The sequence below is a fragment of the Mangrovihabitans endophyticus genome (assembly GCF_014646155.1).
GTDB lineage: Bacteria > Actinomycetota > Actinomycetes > Mycobacteriales > Micromonosporaceae > Actinoplanes > Actinoplanes endophyticus.
On the sequence record NZ_BMMX01000014.1, the window covers coordinates 110823 to 125085 of the forward strand.

Consider the following 14263-nt stretch of genomic DNA (forward strand, 5'->3'; position numbering starts at 1 on the left):
GGGTGCCGGCGCACCTGGTCACGCCCCCTTCGCGGTGCGTGCGCTCGGCGAGGTGGCCACCAGGTGCGCGGCGGGTTCGGAATAGTCGATCCCGACGATCCGGGCGTCTTCGAAACGGAACGAGGTCAGGCTGGCCAGGCCGCACTGACGTCGACGCGGGTCGTGCCAGAGCCGCTTGTGTTCCGCGTACCGGCGCAGCGTCCAGATCGGGAGCTGGTGTGACACGCAGACCGCCTCGTGGCCCTCGGCGACCACCCGGGCGGCCTGCAACGCTGCGAACATCCGCTGCGCGATGACCAGGTATGCCTCGCCCCAGGACGGCGTGATCGGGTCGCGCAGCACCCACCAGTGCCGGGGGTTGCCGAACGCCCCGTCGCCCGCCGAGACCCGCTTGCCCTCGAAGTAGTTGGCGCTCTCGATCAGCCGCACGTCGCTGTCGGTCTCGATGCCGAACTGGGCCGAGATCGGCTCGGCGGTCTCCTGCGCGCGCTCCAGCGGGCTCGCCACCACGTGCGTGACGTCCCGGTCGGCCAGGGCCTGCGCGGCCGCCTTGGCCATCTGCCGACCCAGTTCGGAGAGGTGGAAACCGGGCAGCCGGCCGTACAGGATCTTGGTGGGGTTGTGCACCTCGCCGTGCCGCAGCACATGCACCGTGGTCGTGGTGGTCACTGTGCTCCCCCCGCCCCCGCCGCTGCCGCAGCAGCGGCGTGCGGCAGCGCGGCGTCGATCTGTTCCAGCGCGGCGTCGTCCAGCGCGGTGCTGACGAACCAGGATTCGAAGGCACTCGGCGGGAGGTACACCCCGCGGGCCAGCATCTCGTGGAAGAACGCCCGGAACGCGGCCGCGTCCTGCGTCTTCGCGCTGGCGTAGTCGGTCACCTCGGCGTCGGTGAAGAAGATCGAGAACATGTTGCCCGCGTACGACAGGAGGTGCGGCACGCCCGCGCCGGTGAGCGCCGCGGAGGCACGCGCGCCCACCGTGGTCGCCAGCTCGTCCAGCCGCTTGTAGGCCCCCGCATCGGCCAGCCGCAGACTCGCCAGTCCGGCGGCGCAGGCCAGCGGGTTCCCGGAGAGGGTGCCGGCCTGATAGACCGGGCCGGCCGGAGCCAGGCGGGACATGATCTCCGCGCGCCCGCCGAAGGCCGCGGCCGGCAGGCCACCGCCCATCACCTTCCCGTACGTGTAGAGGTCGGCGTCCGCCGGATCCAGCTCCGACCAGCCGCCCGCGGCGACCCGGAAGCCGGTCATCACCTCGTCGACGATGAGCAGCGCGCCGTGGGCGTGGGCGATGTCGGCCAGCCGCCGGTTGAACCCGTCGTGGGGCGCGATCACGCCCATGTTGCCGGCCGCGGCCTCGGTGATGATCGCGGCGATGTCGTCCTGTTCGGCGAACACCGCCTGCACCGCGGCCACGTCGTTGTACGGCAGCACGATCGTCTCGCTCGCCGCCGCCCCGGTCACGCCGGGCGAGTCGGGCAGGCCCAGGGTGGCCACCCCGGAGCCGGCCGCGGCCAGCAGCGCGTCCACATGTCCGTGGTAGCAGCCGGCGAACTTCACGATGCGGGATCGGCCGGTCCAGCCGCGGGCCAGGCGGATCGCGGTCATGGTCGCCTCGGTGCCGGAGTTGACCAGGCGCACCTGCTCGGCCGGGACGCGCCGGACGATCTCCTCGGCCAGGTCCACCTCACCCGCGGTGGGGGTGCCGAAGCTGGTGCCCTGCGACGCGGCGGCCTGCACCGCGGCCACCACGTCGGGCTGGGCGTGGCCGTGGATCAGCGGGCCCCACGAGCACACCAGGTCGACGTAACGCCGGCCGTCGGCGTCGAACAGCCACGGCCCGGAGCCACGCGTCATGAAGCGCGGCGTGCCGCCCACGGCGCGGAATGCACGTACGGGTGAGTTGACCCCGCCCGGCACGACGGCTCGGGCGCGGTCGAACAGGGCCTGGGAGGCCGGGGCAGCTTCCGGGTAGGGCAGCCCGGCGCGGTCGGTGGTGATCACGGCGAATCCCATTCTGTCAGCGGTCTCGCACATACAGCCTGACAGCCGCGCCTTCCGTCGCGCCCGGCAGGCCGGACCCGGCGGGTCGCGATAGGCTCAAGTGCGTGGAGCGAGCCGAGCTGTCCATCAAGGTTCAGCGCGCCCCGGATGAGGTCGTCTTCCACCTCGCCGGGGAGATCGACGTGCTCACCGTCACCGAGCTGTCCACGCTGGTGAACAACGTGCTCACCGAGCCGCCCGCCCGCATCGTGCTGGACATGGACGGCGTCACGTTCTGCGACTCGCAGGGTCTGGGCACCCTGGTGGTGCTCAGCCGCAAGGCGCAACACGCCCGCACCGTGCTGGCGCTGGCCAACGTGGGCGACTTCCTGCTTCGTGTGCTGGACATCACGGGCCTCCGTTCCGCCCTGATGATTTCCACCACCACCTGAGCGTTCTCTGGCAGTCGCGGCCCCGGCTTCGGTGGTCGTCGCCGTCACGCCCCCCAGCGTGCCTTCTCCAGCAGGTCGAGCGCCTGCGCCGCGGCGTTGTCGCCGCCCGAGCGCAGCACCCGGGTGGCCTCGTCCACGGTGTCGGTGAGCTTCTGCCATTGCAGGTCCCGCTCGCGCGTCGCCTCCGCGTGCATCTTGAGCTGCTGGGTCTTGGTCCACAACTCGACGAAGACGGACACCTTGGCACGCAACACCCACGGATCGAACGGTTTGGTGAGGTAATCCACCGCGCCGACCGCGTAGCCGCGCAGGGCGAGCTGCGCGTCGCGGTCGGCGGCGGTGAGGAACAGGATCGGGACGTGCCGGGTGCGCTCGCGGCGCTTGATGTGTCCCGCCGTCTCGAAGCCGTCCATGCCGGGCATCTGTGCGTCCAGCAGGATCACCGCGAAGTCGTCGGTGAGGAGCTGCTTCAGCGCTTCCTCGCCGCTGCCGACGGCAACCGGATGGACAGGCAGGCCCTGCAAGATGGCCTCCAGCGCGACGAGGTTGTCACGCCGGTCGTCCACCAGCAGCGCCTTGGCCCGGTCAACCACGCTCTGCCTCCTCCGCGGGCGTGACCCAGCGAGCCATCAGTTCGATCAGCTCGTCCAGGTCCACCGGCTTGGTGATGTAGTCGCTCGCACCGGCGGCGATGGCCGACTCCCGGTCGCCGGGCATCGCCTTGGCCGTGAGGAAGACTACCGGCAGGTCCTGGAAGCGCTGATTGCGCCGGATGCCCCGGGTCGTCTCATAACCGTCCTGATCCGGCATCATCGCGTCCATCAGCACAATGTCCACTTCCGGATGTTCCGCCAGGAGACGTACGCCGTCCACGCCGTTGTCGCTGTAGAGCACCGTCAGCCCGTGCATCTCCAGGGCGCTGGTCAGGGCGAACACGTTCCGCACGTCGTCGTCGATGATCAGCACCGTGATGCCGTCCAGGTGCCGGCCGCCGGCCGCGGTGGCCTCGTCCTCGGCGCCGGCCACCACCGGCGGCGACGGCTGGGACACCGGCGGGCTCCACGTCTGCGGCGGCGCGACCGGGGCGGGCGACACCGCTGCGGCGGCACCCGGCGCCACCAGCGAGAGCGGCGCGGTCATTGCCATCGGCGCCGCCGAGGGCCCCATGACCGTGGCCGTCGCGCTGATCGTGTCCGGGATCTGGACGTCCGGCATGTAGAGCGTGAAGGTCGACCCCTCCCCCGGCTCGGACGACACCGTGATGGTGCCGCCCAGCAGCGCGGCGAACTCCCGGCTGATCGACAGCCCCAGGCCGGTGCCGCCGAACTTGCGGGTGGTGGTGCCGTCCGCCTGCTGGAACGGCTCGAAGATGATCGCCAGCTTCTCGTCCGAGATGCCGATGCCGGTGTCGCCCACCGCGAACGCCACCACGTGCTGCGCGGTGGACAGGGACGCCACATCGAACTCGGTCCCCGGCGGCGCCGGGTAGATGCTCAACGTGACCGCGCCGTGGTCGGTGAACTTGACCGCGTTGGAGAGCAGGTTGCGCAGGATCTGCTGGAGACGCTGCCCGTCGGTGACGATCGCCTCGGGCAGATCCGGCGAGATGTCCACCCGGAACTCCAGGCCCTTCTGCTCGGCCTGTGGCGCGAACGCCTGTTCCACGTAGCTGCTCACGCCCTCGAAGTCGATCCGGTCCGGATCCACGTCCATCCGGCCCGCCTCGATCTTGGAAAGGTCGAGGATGTCGTCGATCAGCGACAGCAGGTCGGAGCCGGCGCTGTAGATGGTCCGGGCGAACTCGATCTGCTTGTCGGTCAGGTTCTGGTCCGAGTTGTCCGCCAGCAGGCGGGCCAACAGGAGCAGCGAGTTGAGCGGCGTACGCAGCTCGTGGCTCATGTTGGCGAGGAACTCCGACTTGTAGGCGCTGGCCCGGGAAAGCTGCTGCGCCTTCTCCTCCAAGCCGATCCGGGCCAGTTCGATCTCCCGGTTCTTGGTCTCGATGTTGCCCTTCTGCGCGCTCAGCAGTTGCGCCTTGTCTTCCAGCTCGGCGTTGGTGCGCTGCAGCTCGGCCGACTGGTCCTGCATCTCGCGCGCCAGCCGTTGCGACTGGGAGAGCAGTTCCTCGGTGCGGCGATTGGCCTGGATCGTGTTGAGCGCCACCCCGATGGTGGCGACCAGCCGTTCCAGGAACGTGAGGTGCAGCCCGGAGAAGTCGGCCACCGAGGCGAACTCGATCACCCCGAGCATCTCGCCCTCGAACAGCACCGGAAGCACGACCAGATCGTTCGGCGGCATCGACATGAGCCCGGAACGCATGGTGAGCACTCCGTCCATGGTCGCCCGCACCCGGATCGTGCGGCGGGAGACCGCGGCCTGCCCGACCAGGCCCTCGCCCGGCCCGAACGTGACGTCGTGATGGCGCGCCACGTATCCGTACGAGGCGCACAACCTCAGCCGCATCACGGCTTCCTCATGGTCCACCATGAAGAAGGCGCCGAGCTGGGCGTCCACCAGCGGTGTCACCTCAGTCATGATCATCCGGCAGACCTCGCCAAGGTCCCGCTGGCCCTGCAACAGGCCGCCGATGCGGGCGAGGTTGGAGTCCAGCCAGCCCTGCTCCGCGTTCGCCTTGGTGGTGTCGCGCAGCGTGACGATCATCTGGTTGATGTTGTCCTTCAGCTCCGCGACCTCGCCCTGCGCCTCGACGGCGACGCTCTGCGTCAGGTCGCCACGGGTCACCGAGGTGGACACCCCGGCGATCGCCCGCAACTGGATGGTCAGCGTGGCGGCGAGCTGGTTCACGTTGTCGGTGAGGTCCTGCCACGTACCGGAAACGCCCTTGACCTGGGCCTGACCACCGAGCTTGCCCTCGATGCCCACCTCGCGCGCCACCCGCGTGACCTCGGTGGCGAAGCTCTGTAGCTGATCCACCATGGTGTTGACGGTGTCCTTCAGCTTGAGGATCTCGCCCTGCGCGTCCACGGTGATCTTCTGCGACAGGTCACCCTGCGCCACCGCCGTGGTGACCGAGGCGATGTTGCGCACCTGAGCGGTCAGGTTCGACGCCATGCCGTTCACGTTGTCGGTCAGGTCCCGCCACGTGCCCGCCACACCCCGCACCTGCGCCTGACCACCGAGCTTGCCCTCGGTGCCCACCTCACGCGCGACACGGGTGACCTCGTCGGCGAACGACGAGAGCTGATCCACCATCGTGTTGACGGTGTCCTTCAGCTCCAGAATCTCGCCCTGCGCCGCCACGGTGATCTTCTGCGACAGATCACCCTTGGCCACCGCCGTGGAGACCTGAGCGATGTTGCGCACCTGAGCGGTCAGGTTCGACGCCATGCCGTTCACGTTGTCGGTCAGGTCCCGCCACGTGCCCGCCACACCCCGCACCTGCGCCTGACCACCGAGCTTGCCCTCGGTGCCCACCTCACGCGCCACCCGCGCCACCTCGTCGGCGAACGACGAGAGCTGATCCACCATCGTGTTGACGGTGTTCTTCAGCTCCAGAATCTCGCCGCGCGCATCGACCGTGATCTTCTGCGACAGATCGCCCTTGGCCGTCGCGGTGGTCACCAGGGCGATGTTGCGCACCTGGCTGGTCAGGTTCGAGGCCATGTAGTTGACGTTGTCGGTGAGGTCTCGCCACGTACCGGAAACGCCCTTGACCTGGGCCTGACCACCGAGCTTGCCCTCGATTCCGACCTCGCGCGCCACCCGGGTCACCTCGTCGGCGAACGACGAGAGCTGATCCACCATCGTGTTCATGGTGTTCTTCAGCTCCAGAATCTCGCCGCGGGCGTCCACGGTGATCTTCTGCGACAGGTCGCCCTTGGCCACCGCCGTGGAGACCTGTGAGATGTTGCGCACCTGGTCGGTCAGGTTGGCGGCCAACTGGTTGACGTTCTCGGTGAGGTCCCGCCACGTACCGGAAACGCCGCGCACTTGCGCCTGACCGCCGAGCCGGCCCAGCGTGCCCACCTCACGCGCGACGCGGGTGACCTCGTCGGCGAACGACGAGAGCTGATCCACCATCGTGTTGACGGTGTCCTTCAGCTCCAGAATCTCGCCCTGCGCCGCCACGGTGATCTTCTGCGACAGATCACCCTTGGCCACCGCCGTGGAGACCTGAGCGATGTTGCGCACCTGAGCGGTCAGGTTCGACGCCATCGAGTTCACCGAGTCGGTGAGGTCCTTCCAGGTGCCGGCCACGTTCGGCACGTCGGCCTGGCCGCCCAGCTTGCCTTCGGTGCCGACCTCACGGGCCACCCGGGTGACCTGCTCGGCGAACAATCGCAGGGTGTCGGTGAGGGCGTTCATCGTGTCAGCCAGCTCCGCGACCTCGCCGCTAGCCGATACGGTGATCTTCTGCGACAGATCACCGCGGGCCATGGCGGTCGCCACCTGCGAGATCGACCGCACCTGGTGGGTCAGGTTGGAGGCCATCGTGTTCACCGAGTCGGTGAGGTCCTTCCAGGTGCCGGCCACTCCCCGGACGTCCGCCTGGCCGCCCAGCTCACCCTTGGTGCCCACGTCGCGGGCCATCCGGGTGACCTCGTCGGCGAACGACGACAGTTGGTCGACCATGGTGTTGACGGTGCGACCGATGCGCAGGAACTCGCCGCGTAGCGGTCGGCCGTCCATCTCCAGCGCCATGTGCTGCGACAGGTCGCCCTGGGCTACCGCGACGATGACGCGGGAGATCTCGCTGGTCGGCCGGCCCAGATCGTCGATCAGGGAGTTGACCGAGCGGACACTCTCCGCCCAGGAACCGTCCAGGCCCTCCTCATCCAGGCGTTCCGTCAGCCGGCCGTCCCGACCGACGATGCGACTGATCCGCCTGAGGTCCAGATTCTGCCGCTCCTGCAGCGAGACGACCTCGTTGAACGCGTCGGCGACCTCGGCGGCCACGCCGGACCGCCGGGGCAGCCGAACCTTGAGGTCGCCGCGCCGGACCCGTCGCAGCGCGTCGGCGAGTTCGCCGAGCAGGGCGGTCTCGTCGGTAGAGCCGACACTGACCTTCTCCGCTGCCGTCATGCTTTCCTCACTCGCTGTCGTTTGCTAGGGACTCGGTGTGATTTTTTCTCGGGGCGTTTCATCATCTCTCGATTGCGCTAGTCAATGCGAGGCACGGCTTTGTGGATCCACCCGAAAACACGAGAGGATGCATGCGTGTCCGTGGAGACGGGAGAGGCTGTGACGGGCGGTCTGGTCCGTCGGGTGCGCCTGCCCAACGACCGCCGCACCCCGGCGGCGGCGCGGGCCCTGGTGCGCTCGATGATCGAGGAAGCCGGCCTGGACGCCCTTCTCAATGAGGCGCTGCTGCTGACCACCGAGCTGTCCACCAACGCCGTGGTGCACGCCGGCACCGAGCTCGACATGGAGGTCGCCGCCGATCCCGACGGGCTCACCGTCACGGTCACCGACTTCGCCCCCGGGCCGGTGGAACAGCTCGCGGTGGGACCGCGCAACGACTCCTTCGACATCGGCGAAGTCGCCGAGCGCGGTCGCGGCCTGCTGCTCGTCGACCACTTCGCCAGCCGGTGGGGCACCGTGCACGAGGGTGCCGGCAAGGGCGTGTGGTTCCGGCTGGAGCACGGCGCGGACGCGTCAGCGCTGACCGTGCCCGCCATCGGCGCCACCCCGGACGCGGCCGCGCCGAGCGTCGGCTCGCTCACCGCGCTGCTGCAGATCGCCCCGGACGAGGGACTGGCCGAGTTCGCCACCGACCTGCTGGCCCGCCTCACCCACCTGACCGGTGCGGCCGGCGGCGTGGTCCGCCTGGACCGCGGCGACGGCATGGGCATCCAGCAACTGGCCCGGCACGGCCGCTCCCCCCGCGACGACGCGCCGGTGGTCCGCCTGCCGCTGAGCGTGCAACGTCCGTACGCCGGAGAGCTGGAACTGGACGCCTCGCCGGACGGCTACGCCCTGCCGCTGGCCGCCCTGGTCACCGAGCGGCTCTCGCTGCACGTGGAGAACGACCGGTTGCGCCTGGCCGACCGGCGCCGACAGACGTGGCTGACGTTTCTCGCCGAGGCGAGCGAACTGCTCGCGCAGTCCCTCGACGTCAACCTCACCATGGCGCTGATCCCGCAGCTCGTGGTGCCGCGGCTGGGCCAGTGGTGCGCGGTGCACACCACCGACGCGTGGGGACGGCTCCAGCTCGCCGCCGCGACGCACGCCGACGAGGCCCTGCTGGCCCAGCTCTACGACCAGCTCGCCGAGACCGGGCCGGAGTCGGTGCTGGGCCGGCTGGAAGAGGCGTCCCGGCTCGGCACACAGGTCGTCTTCGGCACCCCGTCGGAGGGCTTCGCCGTCCCGCTTGTCGCCCGCGGGCAGCGCCTGGGCACGCTCGCCGTCGGGCGGCATGCCACCCATCGGCACGAGGCCGACGAGGTGGCCGTGCTGGAGGACGTGGCCCGGCGCGCCGCACTGGCCATCGACAACGCCCGGATCCACGACGAACGGCACAAGGTCGCCCGCACCCTGCAGGCGTCGCTGCTGCCGCCCGCCCTGCCGCACGTCGCGGGTGTGGGTTTCGCAGCGGAATACGTGCCCACCGGCTCCGAGGTCGGCGGCGACTTCTACGACGTGGTCCCGTCCGGCGACGGCTGGACCGTGGTGGTCGGCGACGTCTCCGGCAAGGGCGTGCAGGCGGCCACGGTCACCGGCCTGGTCCGTGACGTCATCCGGATCCTTGTCGACGACGGCAAGCCGATGGCCGAGATCCTGGAGCGGGTCAACCGCACCCTCGTGCAGCGCGGCGGCGGGCGATACTGCACGCTCGCCCTGGCCTCGGTGGAACGCTCCGACGCCGACCTCGCCGTCTGCCTGCACCTGGCCGGGCACGACCGGGCCGTGATGGTCCGCGCCGACGGCAAGGCGGCCTTCGTCGGCGAGGGCGGTACGGCGCTCGGCCTGCTCGACACCATCGTCTCGCCGGACACCAAGATCGTGCTGCAACCCGGCGACTCGCTCATCTTCTACACCGACGGAGTCACCGAACGTCGCCGCGGCCGGGAACTCTTCGGCACCGCACGGCTCCGTGAGGCCGCCGCGCCGCTGGCCGGCTACCCGGCCGACGTGATGGCCGCCCGGCTGCGCACCACCACGATCAACTTCTCGGTCGAAGAGCCCCGCGATGACATAGCGATACTCGTTTTGCGTAACGATCTGTAACATTGGCGCTCGTGCGTATGACAAAACACGGGCACGCCTGCGTCCGGCTCTCCGCCGAGGGCCGGGTCCTCGTCGTCGACCCGGGCGCCTGGAGCCCCGACGTGCCCCTCGACGACGCCGACGCGGTGCTCGTCACCCACGAACACGCCGACCACGTCGACGCGGCACGCGTGGCCCGCCTCGGCATCCCGGTGTTCGCCCCCGCGGACGCGCGGATCCCCGGGTTGGAGACCATCGGCGTGCGAGCCGGCGAGGAGTTCACCGCAGCGGGTTTCCGAGTACGCGCGGTAGGCGGGCGCCACGCCGAGATCACCGATGGTGAGCCGGACTGCGCCAACCTCGGGTACGTGGTGGACGGCGACTTCTACCACCCGGGCGACTCCCTGCACGTACCCGAGGTCGCGGTGCGCACGCTGGCGATCCCGGCGCAGGCATCGTGGTTCAAAATGGGCGAGGCGATCAGTTTCGCGCGGGCGGTGGCGCCGGAGCGCAGCTTCGCGATCCACGACGGACAGGTGAACGAGCGTGGCCTGGCGAGCGTGAACGGATGGCTGGGCGAGAACGCGCGTGGTTACCGATACTTGGCCCCAGGCGAGACCCTCTGACCCAGGTTCGCCGGGCCCACCCCCGTCCCCCGTCGCCCGTCCCCCGTCCCGCCGCCCCGCCGCCCGTCCCGTCGCCCGTCGCCCGTCGCCCGTCGCCCGTCGCCCGTCGCCCGTCGATCTTGAACTTTCCGGTCCGACAAGTCGGACTTGCCACCCCGAACCGGGCCCGCAAAGTCCAAGATCGCCGGGGTCGGCGCGTACGCCCCGGTCGATCTTGGACTTTGCGGTCGGACAGGTTGGGTTATGTCAGGGCGAAACGGGCACGCTTTCTTCAAGATCGCGCGGGGGCAGCACCGCGGGGCGGCGCGCCGCGGGACGGGCGGGACGGGCGGCGGGACGGCGGGACGGCGGGACGGGCGGCGGGACGGGCGGGACGGGCGGGACGGGCGGGACGGGCGGGACGGGCGGCGGGACGGGCGGGACGGGCGGCGGGAGGGCGGGGTGGGGCTACGAAGCTGGCGACTGATCCGCGCGACCCAGCACGTCCAGCGTCCACGCCATCACGAACGCCTCCTCGCGCCACGCGTCATAACGCCCGCTCGGTCCGCTGTGCCCCGCACCCATCTCGGTCTTCAGCAGGTATTCGCCCTCCGGCGCCACCGCGCGCAGGCGCGCGATCCACTTCGCCGGCTCGTGGTAGAGCACGCGAGTGTCGTTGAAGCTCGTCACGGCCAGGATTGCCGGATAGTCCAGCTTCCCGACGTTCTCGTACGGACTGTACGACTTCATGTACGCATACACGTCCGCCGACTCGATCGGGTTGCCCCACTCCTCCCACTCGGTGACGGTCAGCGGGAGCGACGGGTCCAGGATGGTGTTCAGCGGATCCACGAAGGGCACCTGCGCGACGATGCCGGCGAACGCGTCCGGGGCGATGTTGGCCACCGCGCCCATGAGTAGCCCGCCCGCCGAGCCACCACGGGCGACGATCCGATCGGGCGACGTCCAGGAGCCGGCGGTCAACGACCGCGCGCACGCCACGAAGTCGGTGAAGGTGTTCTTCTTCGCCAGCATCTTGCCCTTCTCGTACCACTGCCGGCCCATCTCGCCGCCCCCGCGGACGTGCGCGATCGCGTAGACAACACCGCGGTCGAGCAACGACAGCCGGGGGATCGAGAAGTACGGGTCGATGCTGTATTCGTACGAGCCGTAGCCGTACAGGACCAGCGGCGCGGTCCCGTCCCGGACGGTGCCCTTGCGCGCGACCACCGAGATGGGTACCCGCGTGCCGTCGTCGGCGACCGCCCACTCGCGGAACTGTTCGTAGTCCTCCGGCCGGTAGCCGCCGAGCACCGGCTTCCGCTTGCGCAGCGTCATGGAACGGGTGACCAGGTCCACGTCGTACACGGAATCCGGAGTGATCATCGAGGTGTAGCCGATGCGCACGGTGCCGGTGTCGTATTCCGGGTTGGCGGCGAGGCCGACGCTGAACAGCGGCTCGGGGAACTCCATGTCGTAGGTGTCGGTGGTGCCGGAGCCGAGCACGCGCAACCCGGTGAGCCCGTCGGCGCGCAGCGAGATGACCACGTGATGCTGGAACGCGTCGACCGCCTCCAGCCGCGTTCCGGGCCGGTGCGGCACCAGTTCGATCCACTCGCCGGGCGCGTCCGCGGACGTATAGGCCAGCGCGAAGTCTTCGGCGTCGTCGTTGTGCAGGATCAGGAAGCGATGACCGTGGTGCTCGACGTCGTACTCGACGCCCTGGCGGCGCGGGGCGATCACGGCCGGCTCGGCGGTCGGGTTGTCCGCGGCGATCGCCCACACCTCGGCGGTGACCTTGCTGCGGGTGTCGATGAGGATGAACTTCTCGCTGCGGGTGAGCTCGACGCCCACCCAGAAGCGTTCGTCGGCCTCCTCGAAGACGGTGACGTCGGCGGCGGCCGGGCTGCCCACGGCGTGCCGCCACACCCGGTGTGGCCGCCAGGCGTCGTCCACGGTGATGTAGAAGAGTGTCGAGCCGTCCGCCGACCACGCACTGCCGTAGAACACACCGGGCACTTCGTCGGCCAGCGTCTCACCGGTGCGCAGATCCTTGATGCGCAATGTGAACCGCTCGTCGCCGGCGAAGTCGACGGAGTAGGCCAGCCGGTTGCCGTCCGGGCTGATGTCGAACGTGCCCAGGGCGAAGAAGTCCGCGCCCTCGGCCAGCGCGTTGCCGTCCAGCAGCACCTGCTCGCCGGGCAGCGCGGCGCCGTCCTCCGGGATCGGCGGGTCGGTCACGCCGGGATCGGCCGGCACCCGGCACTGGATCCCATATTGCTTGCCCTCGACGGTCCGGGTGTAGTACCAATAGCCGCCCTTGCGACTGGGCACGGTCAGATCGCTCTGCTGAGTCCGGCTCTTGATCTCACCGAAGACCGCGTCGCGCACCTGGCCGAGGTGCGCGGTGGCGCGTTCCGTCCAGGCGTTCTCCGACTTGAGGTAGGCGACCGTGTCCGGATTCTCCTTGTCGGTCAGCCAGGCGTACTCGTCGATGACGGTGTCGCCGTGAAAGGTGCGCTCGGTGGCCACGGCACGGACGGTGGGTGGGCTGTCAGGCTGATCGGTCGTCACGCGGCCCAGATTACGCGCCGCTCGGCGCAGCGATTTGCGCTCGTTCCTACCCGTACGCGGTCGGGCACGAAAAAATGAGTACGCTCGACCACCCGCAACGATTAGAACATGTGTACGATGTGCCAGAGTGGACGATCTTCGGGGTTTCGATGTCATGCGTTCGATCCGGGCTCGTTCGATCCGGGCTATCGATTCAGGGGAGGGCCGATGCCCATCAGACCGGGGCTGATGCCCGTCAAGGAAGTGCCGATGCCCGCGACCCGGCTGCTTGAGGCACCCCCACCGGTCTTCCGGACGGCGGTTGCGTGATGGGTGAGAAGCTGCCCTCGCGCGAGCCCTTGCTCCACACTCTCCGGGACATCTGCGGCCCCGACTTCGCCCGCACCGCGCGCGCGGTGGACCGCGTCGCCGGCGGCCGGGTCAGTTTCGTGGCCACGCCGGCCACCGCCGATGCGGTCTCCGCGGTGATGCGCCTGGCCGACGAGCGCGGCCTGGCGGTGAAGGCCCGCGGTTCGGGCAGCAAGATCGACTGGGGCCGACCGCCCCGCGGGGTCGACCTGATCGTCGACACCGCCCGCCTCAACGGGCTGTGGGACCACCGGGCGGAGGACCGGACCGTCGAGGTCGCCACCGGCACGCCGGTCCACGCCCTGCAGGCCGCGCTCGCGCTGCGCGGTCAGCGTCTGGCCGTGGATCCGCCGTCGCGCACCGCGACGGTGGGCGGCATGCTCGCGGTCAACGAGTCGGGTCCGCTGCGGCACCGTTTCGGCAGCCCCGCGGAGTTCGTCGACCGGGTGAGCTATGTGGACATGCATGGCCTCGCGGCCGATTCGGACGGCGAGGACGGCCGTCCCGGCATCGCCGAGATCGACGGCGTGCTGCTGTCGGCGCGGTTGCGGCTGCAGGCGGCGCCGGCGGCCAGCCGGTGGGTGACGGTTCCCGCGGCCACCCCGCTCCAGGTGCACCATGTGACCGAGCAGGTTCTGGCGCTGAGCCTGGGCGAGAGCGCAATCGAGATGGACCTCCCGGCGCCCGCCGCCGCACGGGACTCCACGCCGCCGCGGGGCACCGTCGCGGTCCTGGTGGAGGGCGACGCCACGGATGTCACCGACCGTGCCGCGCGACTCGTGCGGGAGCTGGGCGACGAGTCCGCCGCCGCGGATGCCGCTCCATCGTGGTGGGGCCGCTATCCGTTCGAGGCCGCGGACGTGGCGCTGCGCATCTCGGCCGCGACGGCCGACCTGCATGCAGCGGTGTATGCGCTCAGCGATGCCCTGCGGGCGCCGGTGGCGGTCCGCGGTTCGGTCGGCTACGGCCGGGTGCACGCCGTCCTCCCGGGCGGGATGACCGCGGAGGAGGTCACCGCGGCCCTGGAGTCGGTTCGGCAGGTGTTGCTGGCCCGTGGCGGCCGGGTGGTCGCGATCGTCGCGCCGCCCGCGTTGGCCCGCCAGATCGACATCGCCGGCCGGGAAGACCTGTTCTGACG

9 protein-coding genes are annotated in these 14263 nt (G+C 70.2%); 4 read left to right on the plus strand and 5 right to left on the minus strand.

Annotated elements, in window-relative coordinates:
- Window positions 1-18 precede the first annotated feature (18 nt).
- Both IEY73_RS17190 and hemL read right to left on the minus strand, forming a co-directional pair.
- Complete coding sequence (locus IEY73_RS17190) at window positions 19-669, minus strand: histidine phosphatase family protein (RefSeq protein ID WP_229715901.1); 651 nt, start codon at window positions 667-669, stop codon at window positions 19-21.
- Entirely contained in the window at window positions 666-2012 is a 1347-nt protein-coding gene (gene hemL, locus IEY73_RS17195; RefSeq protein WP_189080218.1) for a glutamate-1-semialdehyde 2,1-aminomutase, read from the minus strand. Before hemL ends, IEY73_RS17190 begins: the two co-directional genes overlap by 4 nt.
- Before the next feature lie 92 nt (window positions 2013-2104).
- On the opposite strand from hemL, the gene IEY73_RS17200 reads away from it, so the two are divergent.
- Window positions 2105-2431 (plus strand): STAS domain-containing protein, encoded by a 327-nt coding sequence (locus IEY73_RS17200; protein ID WP_189080219.1) that lies wholly within the window; start codon window positions 2105-2107, stop codon window positions 2429-2431.
- Window positions 2432-2475: 44 nt separating this feature from the next.
- On the opposite strand, the gene IEY73_RS17205 is transcribed toward IEY73_RS17200, so the two are convergent.
- Window positions 2476-3024 (minus strand): response regulator, encoded by a 549-nt coding sequence (locus IEY73_RS17205; protein WP_189080220.1) that lies wholly within the window; start codon window positions 3022-3024, stop codon window positions 2476-2478.
- Window positions 3017-7474 carry a hybrid sensor histidine kinase/response regulator gene (locus IEY73_RS17210; RefSeq protein WP_189080221.1) on the minus strand — a complete coding sequence of 1486 codons (4458 nt, stop codon included), beginning with the start codon at window positions 7472-7474 and terminating at the stop codon, window positions 3017-3019. Before IEY73_RS17210 ends, IEY73_RS17205 begins: the two co-directional genes overlap by 8 nt.
- 135 nt (window positions 7475-7609) lie before the next feature.
- Here IEY73_RS17210 and IEY73_RS17215 point away from each other — a divergent pair, with 135 nt between their 5' ends.
- Together IEY73_RS17215 and IEY73_RS17220 are read left to right on the plus strand one after the other, a co-directional pair.
- Window positions 7610-9619 (plus strand): SpoIIE family protein phosphatase, encoded by a 2010-nt coding sequence (locus IEY73_RS17215; protein ID WP_229715902.1) that lies wholly within the window; start codon window positions 7610-7612, stop codon window positions 9617-9619.
- Between the two features lie 11 nt (window positions 9620-9630).
- Entirely contained in the window at window positions 9631-10224 is a 594-nt protein-coding gene (locus IEY73_RS17220; RefSeq protein ID WP_189080223.1) for an MBL fold metallo-hydrolase, read from the plus strand.
- A 447-nt stretch (window positions 10225-10671) separates the two neighbouring features.
- On the opposite strand, the gene IEY73_RS17225 is transcribed toward IEY73_RS17220, so the two are convergent.
- A complete protein-coding gene (locus IEY73_RS17225) occupies window positions 10672-12777 on the minus strand; it encodes a S9 family peptidase (RefSeq protein ID WP_189080224.1) in 2106 nt (701 codons plus the stop codon).
- Between the two features lie 308 nt (window positions 12778-13085).
- Between IEY73_RS17225 and IEY73_RS17230 the strand changes: the two genes are divergently transcribed.
- The gene (locus tag IEY73_RS17230; RefSeq protein ID WP_189080225.1) at window positions 13086-14261 is read left to right on the plus strand and encodes an FAD-binding oxidoreductase; all 1176 of its coding nucleotides are present in this window, start codon (window positions 13086-13088) and stop codon (window positions 14259-14261) included.
- Window positions 14262-14263: the final 2 nt, after the last annotated feature.

Coding starts and splice junctions, on each gene's coding strand:
- hemL (WP_189080218.1), bottom strand. CDS start 2,012: ATGGGATTCGCCGTGATCACCACCGACCGCGCCGGGCTGCCCTACCCG.
- IEY73_RS17210 (WP_189080221.1), bottom strand. CDS start 7,474: ATGACGGCAGCGGAGAAGGTCAGTGTCGGCTCTACCGACGAGACCGCC.
- IEY73_RS17230 (WP_189080225.1), top strand. CDS start 13,086: ATGGGTGAGAAGCTGCCCTCGCGCGAGCCCTTGCTCCACACTCTCCGG.